The organism is Puia dinghuensis, assembly GCF_014642875.1.
GTDB lineage: Bacteria > Bacteroidota > Bacteroidia > Chitinophagales > Chitinophagaceae > Puia > Puia dinghuensis.
In genome coordinates, this window is record NZ_BMJC01000006.1 from 203,941 (window position 1) to 219,547 (window position 15,607).

Genomic DNA, 15,607 nt, shown 5'->3' on the forward strand with positions numbered 1-15,607 from the left:
CAACAATGAAAAAGCTATTTATTCTCGCCGCTGGTCTTGCCCTGGTTGCGGCGGGTTGCAACGGACACAAGATAGTGACGGACGCCTCGGGGGTCTTTGAATCGGACGAGGTGATCGTTTCGGCCGAGCAGAACGGGAAGATACTCTCCTTCCCCATCCAGGAAGGCGATACGCTGGCAAAGTATGCCGTCATCGGGCAGATAGATATGTCTAACACCATTATTCAGAAACAGCAGATACAGGCGACGATAGCGGCTCTGCGGCAGAAGACCACGAATCCAAAACCACAGATCGAACTGGTAAAACGGCAACTGATAGTGCAGGAATCCCAATTGGAGCAGCAATTGCGGGAAAAAACCCGGACGGAGAACCTGCTAAAGGCCGATGCCGCGACGCAAAAACAGCTGGATGATATCAATTCGGCCATCGATCAGCTGCAGAAGCAAATAGCGGTGTCCAAGCAGCAGATAGCACTGGACGACTCCAACATCGAAACCCAGAACCGCACGATTTACAGTGAACAGGCGCCGCTGGAAATGTCCGCAAAGCAGGTGCAGGACAATATCGACAAGGGCAGGATCGTCAACCCCCTCCGCGGTACGGTACTTACCAAGTATGCGCTGCAGGGCGAGATGACGACCACGGGAAAGGCCTTGTATAAGATCGCCAACCTGGATACGGTTACGCTTAGGGCCTATGTTACGGGCTCCGACCTGACTAAAGTAAAACTGGGACAGACCTGCAAGGTCTATTCGGACGAAGGGACGGACCAATACCGGGAATATACGGGCACAGTGTACTTCATTTCCGACAAGTCGGAGTTCACTCCAAAGACCATCCAGACCCGCGACGAACGCGCCAACCTGGTCTATGCGGTGAAGATCCGCGTAAAGAATGACGGTTATTTAAAATTAGGGATGTACGGAGAAGTAAAATTCTAGCCATGATCACCCTCGACAATATTACCAAGACATATAATAAGGGCACTGTTCTGGCCGTCAAGGATATTTCCTTTGAAGTAAAGCCAGGGGAGCTATTTGGGCTCATCGGTCCCGACGGCGCCGGAAAAACGACCCTCTTTCGCATCCTGACCACGCTGCTGCTGGCAGACAAGGGCAGGGCGATGGTCAACGGCTTCGATGTCGTAAAGGATTATACGAAGATCAGAAACAGCGTGGGCTATATGCCGGGCCGGTTTAGCCTCTACCAGGATCTCACCATCGAAGAGAACCTGCATTTCTTCGCAACCGTGTTCGGTACCACCATCAAAGAGAATTATGCATTGATCAAAGATATCTATCAACAGATAGAACCTTTCAAGGACCGCAGGGCAGGAAAACTATCGGGAGGCATGAAACAAAAGTTGGCTTTATGTTGCGCGCTGATTCATAAGCCCGCGGTCCTTTTTCTCGATGAACCTACCACCGGCGTGGACGTTGTTTCCCGCAAAGAATTCTGGGAGATGCTTGCACGGCTGAAAGCGGAGGGGATAACTATTTTAGTATCCACTCCCTATATGGACGAGGCAAAGCTTTGCGACCGCATAGCATTGATCCAGAAGGGAACGATCCTGTCTGTCGATAACCCGGCGGATATCGTGCAGTCTTTCCCCGGCGATCTGTATGCTGTGCAAGCAGCCAATACCCATCTGTTGCTGCGGGAGGCGCGGGCATATGAAGGGACGGAGACCTGCTTTGCTTTTGGAGACGCCCTGCATGTGACCTTCCGCAGCGGTGTCGCCGACGGGTTACTGGCCCATCTGAAGACCAGAGGGCTGGACGATGCCACGATGGAGAAGATCACTCCCGGCATCGAAGATTGTTTTATTCATCTTTTAAAGAACTAAACATGGAAACGGTTATCCATACCGATCGGCTGACCAAACGCTTCGGGTCGTTTATCGCGGCCAACGAGCTGACCTTCGATGTCGCCAAGGGGGAGATCTTCGGCTTTCTCGGCGCCAACGGAGCGGGGAAGACGACGGCGATGCGGATGCTTTGCGGACTGCTGGCGCCATCGTCGGGAAAAGCAACGATCGCAGGCTTTGATGTTTATACCCAAACGGAGAGGATCAAGAACAGCATTGGCTATATGAGCCAGAAATTCTCCCTTTATGACGATCTCACTGTAGCCGAGAACATCCGTTTCTATGCCGGCATCTATGGCATGAGCGGTCCGGCCATCCGGGCGAAAACGACGCAATTGCTGGAAGAGCTGCAGTTGCAGAAAGAGGCAAAGACGCTGGTGCGGGAGCTTCCGCTGGGCTGGAAGCAAAAACTGTCCTTCTCGGTATCCATCGTACATGAACCCGAGATCGTCTTCCTCGACGAGCCCACGGGCGGGGTCGACCCGGTGACCCGGCGACAGTTTTGGGATCTCATCTATGCGGCCTCAGACAAAGGGGTCACCGTCTTTGTAACGACCCACTACATGGACGAAGCCGAGTACTGCAACCGGGTGTCGATCATGGTGGATGGGGTCATCGCAGCGCTGGACAGCCCGGTTAGGTTGAAAGGGCAGTTTGGCAGCGGCTCGATGGAAGATGTTTTTTATGAATTAGCCCGCAAGGCAAAAAGAAAGGGCGACTAAAAAATTGTACCGTTATGCGACAATTAATCACATTTATCCGCAAAGAATTCCTGCATGTCTTCCGCGACCGCAAGACGTTGCTGATGCTGTTCGGCCTGCCCATCGCGCAGATCGTGCTCTTTGGCTTTGCCTTGTCCAACGAGATAAAGAATTCCCACATCGCCGTGGTGGACTATTCCAAGGATGCCGTGACCACAAAGCTTATTTCCAAGATCTCGGGCAGTCCCTATTTCAACATCCAGCGCAGCCTGGCGGGCGCGGAAGAGCTCAATGCCGCCTTTAAAAAAGGGAATATCAAGATGGCGGTGATCTTCCCGGCCGGCTTTGGGGACGACCTCATCCACACGGGCAAGGCCACGATGCAGGTGATCGCCGACGCGTCAGACCCCAACCAGGCAACGACCATTACGAACTATCTCACCAACATCGTCAACGATTTCAACAGCGACCTGGCGCAGGACGCGAGTCAGCCGATGCAGATCGAGCCGGAGGTGCAGATGATGTATAACCCCGAGCTGCGGGGGGCGCCCAATTTCGTGCCAGGGGTGATGGCGCTGGTGCTGATGCTGGTGTGTACGATGATGACCTCGGTGGCGATAGTAAGAGAAAAGGAATTGGGCACAATGGAGATCTTACTTGTGTCCCCCTTCAAACCCATCTACATTATTATCTCCAAGTTAGCACCCAACCTGCTGATCTCGGTGGTGAATCTTATTATCATCCTGGTGCTAAGCGATATCTTTCTCGATCTGCCGGTGAAAGGGAGCCTGCTCCTGCTGGTGACGGGAACCGTGCTCTTTATCATGACCTCGCTATCCATCGGGTTGTTGTTGTCCATCAGCGCGAAGACGCAGCAGGCGGCGATGATGGGTTCGCTGATGGGGATGATGCTGCCGACGATGCTGCTCACCGGCTTCCTGTTCCCGATAGAGAATATGCCGGTGGCCCTGCAGGTGCTGTCCAACCTGGTGCCGTCCCGCTGGTATTTTATCATCATCAAGCGAGTGATGCTGAAGGGATTGGGGTTTGAGTCTGTCTGGCGCGAGATGCTGATCCTGACGGGGATGTGCGTGCTGTTGTTTACTATTAGTCTTAGACAATTTAAAATCAGATTGCAATGAAAACTCTCGGCTTCTTATTAGAAAAAGAGTTTCGCCAACTGCTGCGTAACAGGCAGTTGCTAAGAACCTTACTGCTGGCGCCATTGATCCAACTGATCATTCTTCCGCTGGCTGCCGATTATACCGTCAAGAATATCGGGATTGCCGTGGCGGACAACGACCATTCCACGACGTCGCTGCGGCTCATCGAGAAGATCGTTTCTTCGGGTTATTTCAAGTTGCAGGGATATACGGCCTCCTATCATGACGCGCTGGGGATGGTCGAAGCGGACAAGGCTGATCTTGCCTTGCAGATTCCCGCGCATTTCGAAAGCGACCTGGTGCGGGAGGACAAGAAGCAGGTGTATGTCGCGATCAATGCGATAGAAGGGACAAAGGCCAACCTCGGAGGGGCCTATCTCAACAGCATCATCAGCGACTTCAATGAGAATGTGCGGGCGCAATGGCAGGTGGGGAGCGCTTCGACGGGGTCACCCGAAGAGGCTCCGCAGGTGAGCGTGGCTTCTTCCAACTGGTACAACATCTTCTTAAATTATCATCTTTATATGGTACCCGCTATCCTGGTGACGCTGGTGACGGCGATGGTGGCCATGCAATCCGCCTTTAATATCGTCCAGGAAAAAGAAAGTGGAACGATAGAACAGATAAACGTGACGCCGATAAAGAAACACATTTTCATCATCGGCAAGATGGTCCCCTTTATGGTGCTGGGCATCGTGTTGTTCACCATGGGGTTGTTGGTGGGGTGGATCGGCTATGGCATCGTCCCCCTGGGCAGCCTGTGGGTACTGTATGTTTCATTGATCGTTTACCTGTTCTCCATGCTGGGGCTTGGGTTGCTGATCGCCACCTATTCCGGCACCCAGCAGCAGGCGATGTCGCTGTCCTTTTTCTTTATCAACATCTTTAACATGATGAGTGGGGTATTCACGGCTGTCGACAGCATGCCGGCCTGGGCGCAGGCGATCGTAACGACCTTCCCGCCGAGTCATTTTATCAAGATCATGCGCGCAGTCGTACTGAAGGGCAGCGGATTTTCGGATATCCTGCCCTGGTTGGGGGCGCTGGCCGTCATCGGGATCGTGCTCAACGGGTGGGCGGTGCTCAACTATAGGAAAACATCATAAATTGACATTGGAGGTCAGGAGCGCCGGAAAGTAATGCTTATATTAGGGCTATGAAAACACCTATCATTACAATCCTCATTGCCGCATGCACCAGCCTGTTATTCATCGGCGCCTGCAATAAGGATAGTTCGACTCCTCCCGCTAACCCTCCCGCACCTCCTACGCCAGGTATCACCGCTATCAGCCCGACAACAGGATCGGATTCCACGGTCGTGACCATCAGAGGGAAGCTATTCGGCACGACTCCGGGAGGCGATAGCGTCTTTTTCAACGGCAAACTGGCTACCCTTATCAGCAGCAGCGACACATTGCTCACAGCGAGAGTCCCTACACTGGCCGGGGATGGGTATATCACCGTAAAGGCGAATGGCAATACGATTCAGGGGCCTTTCTTCGACTTCGATACCAGTTACTGGCTCAGCCCGGTGGCCGGTGGTTTCAATGGCGCGAATTATATCTCCACCGACGGCAATGGCAACCTCTTTGTTTCGACCCAAGGGGACAGCAGCATCTATAAGATCGGTCCCCAGGGCAACCTAACCCGCTGGGCAACAGTGCCGTATTGCAACGGGACTAGCTTCGACACGGCCGGCAATCTCTTTGTTGCCTCCCAGGAGAACTTTCCCAATACCACCACCATCTATAAGATCAACCCCTCCGGCGTTGTTTCCAGGTTCGCGACCGACTCGGGAGTGGTCTTTGGTCTTGCCATCGATGCAAAAGGCAACCTCTATGCAGGAAACAACACCAGGAACAGCGTCGACAAGATCACGCCACAGGGGGTGGTCAGCGTCTTTGCAGGCAATCTACCGGAAGCCAGCAGCGTAGCGATAGGTGGCGACGGCAATATCTATGCGACCACCAACAGTAATCCCAATAGCCTAACCTCCGGCACGGTAGTAAGGATCACCCCTTCCGGCGCCGTAAGTACAGTACGTTCGGGCCTGCGGGCGGACGGTATTGCTGTCGACAACAATAATAAGATCTATATCACCTCCTCCAACGGTCAGGTGATAGCGATCCAGTCGGAGGAGTATGGTACAACCATAGGTTTGGAGAATGACACGATTACCACCCATGTAGTTGTTCCCATAGGCATAACCGTCGATAAAACCGGGAAGCTATACGTGGTAAATAACATCACCAGCAACACCAATCTTTATGGCAATGTGATCAAATTGACGCCGCATTAAAGCGATACCCCGCGTTTCCTACCGGAAAACGATGTAGTTGGCAGGTTTTGAAGAATGCGAATAAAAGACTATTTTAGCGACTACTCCTAATCGTATCACTTATGAGAAAGCTAGCCTTTGTCCTCACCGTATCCATCAGCGTGTTTATTCTTTCCGGCTGCCAAAAGTATTGGCTCCCTATTCCGCCGCCCTCGCCGACGCATGTCTTCAGCCTGTCTCCCAGTCACGGCCCGGACAGCACCCTGGTGAGCATTTCCGGGATTTCTTTTAGTTCGGCCACCGGCGACAGTGTATATTTCAACGGAAGACCGGCCGTGATCGTCAGCGCCAGCGATACCCTGCTGATCGCACGGGTGCCTACGCTTGCAGGTACCGGTGAAGTTACGGTAACCGTGAACGGGAAGACCCACTCCGCCGGAACGTTTGGCTATGACACCACCTACCGCGTGACGACGCTGGCGGGCAACCTCGAAGCCCCCTATTATCTTACCCTGGATAGCACCGGTGATGTATATGTCACCACCTATGGAGATTTTCTTATCCATAAGATCAGCCCACTGGGTGTTGTCACCAGGTACGATTCCGTGGCCGCGGCGATGGGTATTGTACAGGACCCGACAGGAAATTTCTTTTTGTCGGTGTTGTCGGGATACGGTCCCTTTATCGAGAAGCTGACTCCTGCGGGCGTGGTTGATACGATTGCCAGGGATTCCGCTTCACTCATGCAGGTTGCCCTGGACAAGAGCGGGAACATCTATACTACGAATGATGCCACCAGTTCTGTAGACAAGATCACGCCATCGGGGATAGTCACGAAGATCGACACCGGCTTTTATCATCCCAGCGGCGTGGCGGTTGCTGCCGACGGCACCATCTATGTAGCCCATTATACTACTCCGGCCTATACCAACACTAATGGCGTCATTTCTAAGATAAGCCCCTCCGGCCAGGTAAGCATCCTGGCAAAGATCAATTACGACGGCCAGAACGGTATCACCCTCGATGCAAATGGGAATCTCTATGTAACGATCTTCGATCAGGGGCCTGCCAATGGCTGGGTAAGCAGGATCACCCCGGACGGAAAGCTGACCAAACTGGTATCCGCGAATCTTTTTGACCCCTGCGGGATCGCCCTGGACAAGAGCGGAGCGATCTATGTGACGGAGGTCAACAATGGGCCCGGCAACCCCATCGGCAGCGTAGTGAGGATGACAATGCATTGATGCCGCCACCGGCTCGCTTCGAAGCCCGGATGCCCCTTTATAGCGCTTTTATAGCGACACCCCGCGCTTCCAGGGGATGAAGTCGTCCTGCACGTGGCGGACCGCCGCAACCTGGGTCTCGCCGCTGGCTACGTCGATGACATAGTCGAGTATCCGCTCTCCCGCCTGTTTTATCGTCTCGGCGCCTTCGACAATGGTACCCGTGTTGATGTCGATGATATCGCGCATCCGTTCGAAGAGGGCGGTGTTGGTAGCGATCTTGACGACCGGCGTCACTGGGTTGCCAGTAGGTGTGCCCAGGCCGGTGGTGAAAAGGACGATGTTGGCGCCCGCGGCAACTTCGGCCGAGGTCGACTCGACGTCATTGCCGGGGGTACACAGGAGGTTGAGCCCGGGCTTAGTCACCTTCTCCGGATAATCGAGCACGTCGGTGACGGGAGAGGTACCGCCTTTTTTTGCGGCGCCGGCCGACTTGATGGCATCGGTGATGAGCCCATCGCGGATGTTGCCGGGAGAAGGGTTCATATCGAAGCCCGAGCCGACGGCCTTGGCCCGGTCGTTATACGTGTGCATAAGATGGGAGAAACGTTCGGCAGTGGCGGTATCGACACAGCGATCGGAAAGGTTCTGTTCTACACCGCAGAGCTCGGGAAACTCAGAGAGTATCACCGAGCCACCCATGGCGACCAGCAGGTCGGAGGTGTAGCCGATGGCGGGGTTGGCGGAGATGCCGGAGAATCCATCCGAGCCGCCGCATTCCAGCCCGATGCAGAGTTTGCTCAGAGGCGCGGGCTGCCGGTGCTGCTGGTTGGCGAGGATAAGCCCAGCGAAGGTTTGTTTAATAGCTTCAGAGAGAAAGGCGGATTCGGTACCGACCTTCTGCTGTTCGAGGATATACATCGGCTTGGAGAATTCCGGGCTACGCTTCTTTATCTCTTCTTCGAGCATGCTGACCTGGGCATTCTGACAGCCAAGGCTCAGTACGGTAGCTCCGGCGACGTTGGGATGCGTGATATATCCCGCGAGCAATCCACAGAGCGCCTGGGCATCCTGCCGGGTACCGCCGCAGCCCCCGTCGTGGGTAAGGAATTTGATACCGTCCACATTGGGAAAAAGCCGCTGATTGGCGTTGTTCTGGTAGTCGGCCTCCAGGTCAGCGGAGAGTATTTGTTCGATGGATTTACCCGACTTATAGAGCTGAACGAGCTGTTGCGATTGCCGCTGGTAGGTTCTGTTACGGCCATAGCCAAGATCGGTGACGAGGGCCTGCTGCAGGACGTCGAGATTCCGGTTCTCGCAGAAGACCATCGGAACAACGACCCAGTAATTGGCCGTGCCCACACTGCCATCGGCGCGGTGATAGCCGTTGAAGGTGCGCCCTTTGAAGCGGGCAATATCCGGCTGCACCCATTCGGTGTGGCGCTTGCCGATGGTAAAATCGTTTGCGGCATGTTTGACATTGGTAGTGCTGATGAGGCCGCCTTTCTTTATAGGTTGCTGCGCCTTGCCGACCAATACGCCATACATGGTGATGGAGTCGCCGGGTTGGAGGTCGGTGGTGGCAAATTTGTGTTTTGCCTTTACATTTTCCTGGATGATGTAGTCCTGGCCTTCATAGGAGACCTTTGTGTCTTTGGGAAGATTGGTCAGCGCCACCAGCACGTTGTCGGCGGGATGAACCTTTAGTATAGTTTGAGTGCTCATATTGTACTTTTTTGGGTGGTTAGTTTAGCCAGGGTTGCGGCCGGACCTTTGTTGATCAGGTCGTCGAGGGAGAGGCGGACGGCGCCTTCGAATCCTGGCAGCTGGGACAGGTCGGCGCCCCAGAGCGATTTGTCTTTCAGGACAAGCGTCGCTACTTCCGGAGCGGGATATTGTTTCCAGAGATCGGCGAAGTAGCCGGCTTTGTCGTCGTTGACGGGGTGCGGGGGCTGGCCGCCGCGCATGAAGAGGATATAGGCAGCAAATCCAAGGACGAAGTGTGGCGGCGGCGTATCGTGCTGCTCATAGTGGCGCAACAAAACGGGAATATCGCGGCTTTTCATCTTCGAGGTGTATTGCATAGTGATGCTTATCCATTGATGCTGCAGGTGCGGATTCCGAAACCGGTCGAGCACCTTGAGTCCAAAGTCACGGGCATCCTCCAGGGGTAGCGTATAGGGAATGGCCGGGGCGATCTCCTTCAACATGAGGTCCTGGACAAAGGTGGAAAAGGCAGTATCATCCATAGCGTTCTTCACGGTGTTGAAACCCGACAGATAAGCCAGTCCGCAGCTAAGCGTATGCGTCCCATTCAGCAGCCGGAGCTTCAGTTCCCGGTAGACCTCGATATCCGGCTCGATAATAACGCCGGGGTCGGCTGCGGCGAAGGATAGCGTTTTGCGCACTTTTTCGTCGCCTTCGATAGCCCAGAGGCGGTAGACCTCGGAGATGGACAGGAGATCGTCTGTATAACCCAGATCGTGCTGTAATTGTTGCAAGGTAGCGGCGTCGGGCTTACCGGGGACGATGCGATCGACCAGCGAGCTGCAAAACCGGCAATGCTGTTCCATCCACCCGAGGAAGGCCGTTTCCAGCTGACCCATCAGCGCCAGCTCTTTTACGATGCCGGCCAGCTTTTTGCCATTATCGACGATGAGTTCCGTGGGGACGATGACCATGCCGCTGTCAGGACTTCCGTTGAAGGCCTTATAGCGTTCGTACAGGAAGGCCAGCAGTTTGCCGGGGAAGGAAACCGGCGGAACATGGTGGATATTATCTTCCACCAGTTGGATACCAACCTCCGTGGTATTGGAGATTATGATCTGCATTTCCGGGTTATGGGCCAGCCGGAGGATGTCCTGCCATTGATCACGCGCGGAGAGGACCCGGCTGATGGCCGAGCAGATGATATTCTCTTCCACTTTTTTTCCTTCTTCGATGCCCCGGACGCAGAGGGTGTAGAGACCGTCCTGCCGGTCGAAGGCGCCGGAATCCCCCGAATCAGTGGATTTGACGACGACGACCCGGCCGTTGAACAGTCCCTGGCGGTTGGCCTTGTCGATGAAATAATCCGGCAGGCCCCGCAGCAGGACGCCGGTGCCGAATTGCAACACTTTTTCCGGAAGAGAAAAGATGGCGTCGGCGGGTTTTGTGATACCCCGGGCGGTGACCTGCTTCAGGGTTTCTTTTGAGAGGTTCATTTTGTATCGTTTATGACGGTCCTCGCGATGGTGAGGGCCTTTATTGTTTGCTGGTATAATAAGTCGTAATTCTCATTGATAAGGATATCCTTGCTGATGAGCTTGCTGCCCAGTCCGACGGCACACACCCCGGCCTTGATCCAGGCGCGGATGTTCGTTTCCTCGATCTCCACCCCGCCGGTGGGAATAAAACGTTGCCCCTGGAATAATTCCCTGATAGAGCTGACGAATTCCGGGCCAAGGATATTGGCGGGGAAGATCTTGATCACCTCCGCCCGGTGTTGCTGCGCCAGATAGATCTCGGTAGGCGTCATGCAACCCGGTATCCAGAGCAGCCCTGCCTTTGCGGCGACGTCGGCTACTTCGGGGTTGATGATCGGGGCTACGATGAAATCGGCGCCGGCTTTTACAAAGGCTTCGGCTTCCGCTTTCGACTTCACCGTACCGATGCCAAGATAAAGATCGGGCGCCTCGATAGCGAGCGTCTTTTTGAGCATAGTGAAATTATCGAGGGCCGCCGTCCCGCGGTTGGTATATTCTACGGCGCGGACTCCCGCTCTGTAAAGCGTTTGGATGACCTTCAGGCAAACGGATGGGCTCTCCCAATAAAAAAGCGGTAGGATTCCCTGGGCAAGGATACTTTGTAAGATGACTTTCTTATCGCTCATAGCTATGCATAAATTTTTCGATGACTTCCGCCGGTTGATTGGTGGCGTCGCTGGGAATAAATAATTTTTGATAGGCCGCGGCCGTTGCAAATTCGAGGGTATCCTGGACAGGCCGGCCACGGTGGAGCCCATAGATGAGTCCCGCTATGTAGCAGTCGCCGCTTCCCACCTTGTCGAGGATGCTGGCGGAAATATATTCTTTGGAATGATAGAGCGTCTTTTCAGTATAGAGGGACGTGTAATAACGAATACCTTTTTCCCCGTGGTCAAAACGAAAGGTATTGGCGACGAATCTTACGTTCGGAAAATTCTGCATGATCTGTTCGCTGGTGAGCCAGGCGTGTTCGAGATAGTCCTTCTTCGTATCCGTATCTACCAGTGAGGTGTCGACGGGGATGCCCAGCATCTTTTCGGCGGCCCAGAGGTTACCCATCACCAGGTGACAGTACTCTGTCAGCGCGGGCATGACATCGGTGGGGGCAACACCATACTGCCAGAGCTTGGCGCGGTAGTTGAGGTCGACGGAAATGGTGATCCCCTTTTGTGTTGCGGCCTGCAACATTTCGGTGCAGACGGCGGCGACACAGCTGTTGAGCGCCGGGGAAATAGCGCTGAAATGTAACCAGCCTATATCGCGGAGGACGGCATCCCAATCGATGACACCCGGTTTGAGGGCCGAGAAGGAAGAATGTGCGCGGTCGTAGATCACCCCGGCATTCTTGAGGTCTTTTCCTTGGGGAAGGTAGTAAAGCCCCAGGCGTTCGCCCTGGTAGAGGATGCGGCTGATGTCGACGCCTTTTTCTTCGAGCCATTCGGAGATCTCGCGGGTCATGGCGTTGTCGGGCACCACGGTGAAATAGACCGAAGGGAGGCCCCAGAGGGCAAGGGCCGTGGCGACGTTGGCCTCGGCGCCGCCGATATAAAACGGAAGGCTGTTGTCCCGCAGCCAATCGCCGCCGGGACAGATGCGTAACAGGAGTTCGCCAAAGGATAATACTTTCTTGTTCATAGTTCTGCCATTGCTTTAATTACTCCGTTCGCGGCATCGAGGAAGCCAGGGAATTGGGGTTTCAACTCATCGAAAGATACCCGGTGGGTGATATAAGTGGGGGGATCGATAAGTCCTTTTTGCATCGCGTCCATCACCGCGTCGAAGTCTTCGCGGGTAGCGTTGCGGCTGCTCATGAGTGTGGCTTCCCGCTTGTGAAATTCGGGATGACTGAACTCTATAGTTCCTTTCTGCAAGCCGACGAGGACATAACGTGCGCCATGGGCCATGAACCGAAAGGCGTCGTTGATAGCCTTACGGCTGCCGGTGGCGTCGATGACGACGGTGGGCATGTCACCGCGGGTGATGTGTTGCAGCTGTTCCATTGGGTCGAGGGTGGCGTTGACGGTGTGGAGAATCTGTAGCTTCTCGCGACAAAAGCGCAACCTGTCTTCATTGATGTCCATGGCGATGACTTCTCCGCCCGCGATGCGGGCCGATTCCATAGTTCCGAGGCCGATGGGTCCCGCGCCGATGACGAGTACAAATTCCCCCGGCTGAATGGCGGCGCGACGGACAGCATGCGCGCCAATGGACAGGGGTTCGACCAGCGCAAGCTGGTCATAGCTAAGGCCGCGCCCATGGACGAGGAATTGGCTGGGAACTCGCAAGTATTCGACCATGCCCCCGTCGATGTGGACCCCGCAGACTTTTATCGTCGTACAGCAATTTGGTTTGCCGCTGCGGCAAGCGATGCATTTGCCACAATTGAAATAGGGGATGATGGTTACCGCTTCGCCGGGTTGGAATCCTGGACCTTGATCGAAGTCGACGAGGTCGCCGGATAGCTCGTGACCCAGGATACGGGGATATTCGAAAAAAGGCTGGGTGCCTTCGAAGGCATGCAGGTCGGTACCGCAGATGCCGATGCGGCGGATCTTTATGATGGCTTCGCCGGGTCTTGCGATCGGCGCTTCCGCTTCACGATAGGCGAATTGTCCAGGTTCTATGCAGACGAGTGTTTTCATGATCTTAGGCATTAGCGAGTGCGCGATCGAGGTGCACGTAGCCGCCATCGACGTGGATGAGCTGACCTGTTGTATGGCTACTCTGTTGCGATAGAAGGAAGGCCGTCATATTGGCGATCTCCCCGGCTGTCGTCATGCGCTGACCAAGCGGGATATTTTTTACGATGGATTCCAGTTTGGATTTGGGGTCGGGCAGGGTGCTGATCCACTTATCGTACAACGGCGTCCAGCATTCGGCCACGATGATAGCGTTGACCCGGATGCCGTATTTCAGCAATTCCACCGCCCATTCCCGGGTGAGGGCGTTGCGGCCACCGTTGGCGGCGGCATAGGCGCTTGTCCCGCCCTGGCCCGTCTCGGCCGTCTTCGAGCTGATGTTGACGATGGCCCCTTTTGTCGCTTTCAATGCTGGCAGCGCATGATGGGCAAGAAGGTAATAATGGACGAGGTTCTTGTGCAGGGAGGCCATAAAAGCGTCATAGCTGCCGTGTTCCAACCCTACCCCATCGTTGACGCCGGCGTTGTTGACCAGGCCGTCGATACGACCAAAGCGATCGAGAACTGTTTTAACGGCAGCTTCCGAGGCTTTTGGTTCGGTAAGTTCGGCAACCGTATGGTAAGCCTTCCCACCGGCTGCTTCCACCGCGGCTACTGCCGCTTTGTTATCTGCTTCGTTGCGGCCGACAATAAACGGGATGGCTCCTTCGGAAGCCAATACTTTGACAATGCCTTCGCCGATACCTTTTGCCCCGCCGGAGACGATGATCACCTTATCTTGTAATTCCAGGTTCATAATTTATAAAATTTTATCGCGTTGCCACCAAAGAAGGCGTCCTGCTCATCTTTTGAAAATGTAGAAAAATAATCCTTTACGATGCCGAATACCTGCTGGTAGCTTGCTGCCACCAGGCAGACAGGCCAGTCAGAGCCATAGAGGATACGCTGGGTGCCAAAGGCTTCCACCACCGTGTCCAGGTATACCCTGAAATGTTCGGGTTTCCAATGATACCAGTCGGCCTCCGTCACCATACCCGAGATCTTGCAGTACAGGTTGGGATGTGCGGCCACGGCCCGCATGGCGTCCTTCCATTCGTCGGTGATATACCGGTCTTTGATATGCGGTTTGGCGATATGGTCGAGGACAAAGGGCTGGTCGGGGAAGGCAGCCACAAACTCACTTGTATACCCCAATTGATCGGGATAGATCAGAACATCATAGGTATACCCATAGGCCTTCAACAAACCGATGCCGCGTTTGAAGGATGGTTTGAGCATCAGGGCGCGGTCGTGCTCGCCTTGAAGGATATGACGGAACCCTTTGAGTTTTGGGAATTTGGTAAGGTGTTCGAGGCGACGCTCGACATCGGGATCCTGCAGGTTGACCCAGCCTACTACCCCTTTTATAAAATCGTGCTGCCCGGCATTGCTAAGCAGGTAGTCGTTCTCGTCTTCGGACTGATCGACCTGGACAGTGATGCAGCCATCGATGCCGTTGGCCTGTAAAAGGGGTTGCAGGTCACCGGGGAGGAAGTCCTTTTTGATGACTTTCATCTCATCGGTGATCCAACTGTCCCGGATGGGATCGAAATTCCAGAAATGCTGGTGGGCATCGATCCTTAGCGGTAGTGGTTCATTTTGCGCCATAAGCTTTTACATTTTGACGGGCCTGACCCAGGTTGTCGATACCCAGTTCGACGACGTCGCCAGGCTGAAGGTAGACATTTGGATTCATCCCCAACCCTACCCCTGCCGGCGTCCCCGTGCTGATGATGTCACCCGGCAACAGGGTCATAAACTGGCTGGTATAGGCGATGAGGAAAGGAATATTGAAGATGAAATTTGCGGTATTTCCGTCCTGCATCTTCTTCCCGTTGACTGTCAGCCAGAGGCGGAGCTGGTGGGGATCGGCAATCTCGTCGGGTGTCGCCAGCCAGGGTCCGAGGGGTGCGAAGGTATCACAGCCCTTGCCTTTGTCCCATTGCCCGCTGCGTTCGATCTGGAATTCGCGCTCGGAGACGTCGTTGTGGAGACAGTAGCCGGCGACGTAGTTCAATGCTTCGTGCTCGTCCACATAGCTTGCTTTTTTGCCGATGACGACGGCGAGTTCTACTTCCCAGTCGGTTTTCTTGCTGTTGCGCGGAATGATGATGTCGTCGTTGGGGCCAACGAGGGCGGTGGTGGCCTTCATGAAGATGACGGGTTCGGGCGGCGGGGTGGCGCCGGTTTCCTTTGCGTGATCTTTATAATTGAGCCCGATGCAAATGATCTTCGAGGGTCGCGCGACGGGCGAGCCAAGACGAAAACCGGCCGCCAGCGTGGGCAGCTTGCCTTTGCTCTCGGCTATGAATGTGGCGAGGCGTTTGAGGCCGTCCGTCTCAAAGAACTGTTCATTATAATCTTCGCCAAAGGCGGAGGTGTCATAAAATTTACTGTCGAGGACAATGCCTGTCTTCTCTTTGTTGATCTCGCCGTGTCGGATGAGTCGCAT

15 protein-coding genes are annotated in these 15,607 nt (G+C 54.6%); 7 read left to right on the forward strand and 8 right to left on the reverse strand.

From position 1 onward, the window contains the following. The first annotated feature begins 5 nt into the window (after positions 1–5). The 7 genes from IEY39_RS26035 to IEY39_RS26065 all read left to right on the forward strand — a co-directional run bounded on the left by IEY39_RS26035 (position 6) and on the right by IEY39_RS26065 (position 7,253). The gene (locus tag IEY39_RS26035) at positions 6–941 is read left to right on the forward strand and encodes an HlyD family secretion protein (protein ID WP_188937213.1); all 936 of its coding nucleotides are present in this window, start codon (positions 6–8) and stop codon (positions 939–941) included. Positions 942–943: 2 nt separating this feature from the next. Then, positions 944–1,846, forward strand: coding sequence for an ABC transporter ATP-binding protein (locus IEY39_RS26040; protein WP_188937215.1), 903 nt, complete (start codon positions 944–946; stop codon positions 1,844–1,846). 2 nt (positions 1,847–1,848) lie between these two features. Further along, a complete protein-coding gene (locus IEY39_RS26045; protein WP_188937216.1) occupies positions 1,849–2,589 on the forward strand; it encodes an ABC transporter ATP-binding protein in 741 nt (246 codons plus the stop codon). Positions 2,590–2,603: 14 nt separating this feature from the next. After that, positions 2,604–3,710: an ABC transporter permease gene (locus IEY39_RS26050; protein WP_188937218.1), complete on the forward strand. Its 1,107-nt coding sequence runs from the start codon at positions 2,604–2,606 to the stop codon at positions 3,708–3,710. Continuing rightward, positions 3,707–4,837: an ABC transporter permease gene (locus IEY39_RS26055; RefSeq protein ID WP_188937219.1), complete on the forward strand. Its 1,131-nt coding sequence runs from the start codon at positions 3,707–3,709 to the stop codon at positions 4,835–4,837. Before IEY39_RS26050 ends, IEY39_RS26055 begins: the two co-directional genes overlap by 4 nt. Positions 4,838–4,887: 50 nt before the next feature. Then, complete coding sequence (locus IEY39_RS26060; RefSeq protein WP_188937221.1) at positions 4,888–6,030, forward strand: IPT/TIG domain-containing protein; 1,143 nt, start codon at positions 4,888–4,890, stop codon at positions 6,028–6,030. A 101-nt stretch (positions 6,031–6,131) separates the two neighbouring features. Next, positions 6,132–7,253: an IPT/TIG domain-containing protein gene (locus tag IEY39_RS26065; RefSeq protein ID WP_188937222.1), complete on the forward strand. Its 1,122-nt coding sequence runs from the start codon at positions 6,132–6,134 to the stop codon at positions 7,251–7,253. A 48-nt stretch (positions 7,254–7,301) separates the two neighbouring features. Here the strand turns inward: IEY39_RS26065 and IEY39_RS26070 are convergent, their stop codons facing one another. Genes IEY39_RS26070 through IEY39_RS26105 form a run of 8 tightly spaced genes read right to left on the reverse strand, consistent with a single transcriptional unit; the run spans position 7,302 to position 15,607 of the window. Beyond that, positions 7,302–8,957 carry a UxaA family hydrolase gene (locus IEY39_RS26070; protein ID WP_188937224.1) on the reverse strand — a complete coding sequence of 552 codons (1,656 nt, stop codon included), beginning with the start codon at positions 8,955–8,957 and terminating at the stop codon, positions 7,302–7,304. Further along, a complete protein-coding gene (locus IEY39_RS26075; protein ID WP_188937225.1) occupies positions 8,954–10,435 on the reverse strand; it encodes a tagaturonate reductase in 1,482 nt (493 codons plus the stop codon). Before IEY39_RS26075 ends, IEY39_RS26070 begins: the two co-directional genes overlap by 4 nt. Further along, complete coding sequence (locus tag IEY39_RS26080; RefSeq protein WP_188937227.1) at positions 10,432–11,103, reverse strand: beta/alpha barrel domain-containing protein; 672 nt, start codon at positions 11,101–11,103, stop codon at positions 10,432–10,434. Before IEY39_RS26080 ends, IEY39_RS26075 begins: the two co-directional genes overlap by 4 nt. Next, positions 11,093–12,112 carry a sugar kinase gene (locus IEY39_RS26085; protein WP_188937229.1) on the reverse strand — a complete coding sequence of 340 codons (1,020 nt, stop codon included), beginning with the start codon at positions 12,110–12,112 and terminating at the stop codon, positions 11,093–11,095. Before IEY39_RS26085 ends, IEY39_RS26080 begins: the two co-directional genes overlap by 11 nt. Further along, positions 12,109–13,119, reverse strand: a complete 1,011-nt coding sequence (locus tag IEY39_RS26090) for a zinc-binding alcohol dehydrogenase family protein (RefSeq protein WP_188937230.1) — start codon at positions 13,117–13,119, stop codon at positions 12,109–12,111. The genes IEY39_RS26085 and IEY39_RS26090 overlap by 4 nt, the downstream gene beginning before the upstream one ends. Before the next feature lie 4 nt (positions 13,120–13,123). Beyond that, a complete protein-coding gene (locus IEY39_RS26095; RefSeq protein WP_188937232.1) occupies positions 13,124–13,912 on the reverse strand; it encodes an L-fucose dehydrogenase in 789 nt (262 codons plus the stop codon). Beyond that, the gene (locus tag IEY39_RS26100) at positions 13,909–14,763 is read right to left on the reverse strand and encodes an amidohydrolase family protein (RefSeq protein WP_188937233.1); all 855 of its coding nucleotides are present in this window, start codon (positions 14,761–14,763) and stop codon (positions 13,909–13,911) included. Before IEY39_RS26100 ends, IEY39_RS26095 begins: the two co-directional genes overlap by 4 nt. Beyond that, positions 14,750–15,607: a fumarylacetoacetate hydrolase family protein gene (locus IEY39_RS26105; RefSeq protein ID WP_188937234.1), complete on the reverse strand. Its 858-nt coding sequence runs from the start codon at positions 15,605–15,607 to the stop codon at positions 14,750–14,752. The genes IEY39_RS26100 and IEY39_RS26105 overlap by 14 nt, the downstream gene beginning before the upstream one ends.

Bases quoted from the DNA above. Each gene is read 5' to 3' on its own strand.
- IEY39_RS26035 (WP_188937213.1), top strand. From the start codon at position 6: ATGAAAAAGCTATTTATTCTCGCCGCTGGTCTTGCCCTGGTTGCGGCG.
- IEY39_RS26040 (WP_188937215.1), top strand. From the start codon at position 944: ATGATCACCCTCGACAATATTACCAAGACATATAATAAGGGCACTGTT.
- IEY39_RS26045 (WP_188937216.1), top strand. From the start codon at position 1,849: ATGGAAACGGTTATCCATACCGATCGGCTGACCAAACGCTTCGGGTCG.
- IEY39_RS26050 (WP_188937218.1), top strand. From the start codon at position 2,604: ATGCGACAATTAATCACATTTATCCGCAAAGAATTCCTGCATGTCTTC.
- IEY39_RS26055 (WP_188937219.1), top strand. From the start codon at position 3,707: ATGAAAACTCTCGGCTTCTTATTAGAAAAAGAGTTTCGCCAACTGCTG.
- IEY39_RS26060 (WP_188937221.1), top strand. From the start codon at position 4,888: ATGAAAACACCTATCATTACAATCCTCATTGCCGCATGCACCAGCCTG.
- IEY39_RS26065 (WP_188937222.1), top strand. From the start codon at position 6,132: ATGAGAAAGCTAGCCTTTGTCCTCACCGTATCCATCAGCGTGTTTATT.
- IEY39_RS26070 (WP_188937224.1), bottom strand. From the start codon at position 8,957: ATGAGCACTCAAACTATACTAAAGGTTCATCCCGCCGACAACGTGCTG.
- IEY39_RS26075 (WP_188937225.1), bottom strand. From the start codon at position 10,435: ATGAACCTCTCAAAAGAAACCCTGAAGCAGGTCACCGCCCGGGGTATC.
- IEY39_RS26080 (WP_188937227.1), bottom strand. From the start codon at position 11,103: ATGAGCGATAAGAAAGTCATCTTACAAAGTATCCTTGCCCAGGGAATC.
- IEY39_RS26085 (WP_188937229.1), bottom strand. From the start codon at position 12,112: ATGAACAAGAAAGTATTATCCTTTGGCGAACTCCTGTTACGCATCTGT.
- IEY39_RS26090 (WP_188937230.1), bottom strand. From the start codon at position 13,119: ATGAAAACACTCGTCTGCATAGAACCTGGACAATTCGCCTATCGTGAA.
- IEY39_RS26095 (WP_188937232.1), bottom strand. From the start codon at position 13,912: ATGAACCTGGAATTACAAGATAAGGTGATCATCGTCTCCGGCGGGGCA.
- IEY39_RS26100 (WP_188937233.1), bottom strand. From the start codon at position 14,763: ATGGCGCAAAATGAACCACTACCGCTAAGGATCGATGCCCACCAGCAT.
- IEY39_RS26105 (WP_188937234.1), bottom strand. From the start codon at position 15,607: ATGCGACTCATCCGACACGGCGAGATCAACAAAGAGAAGACAGGCATT.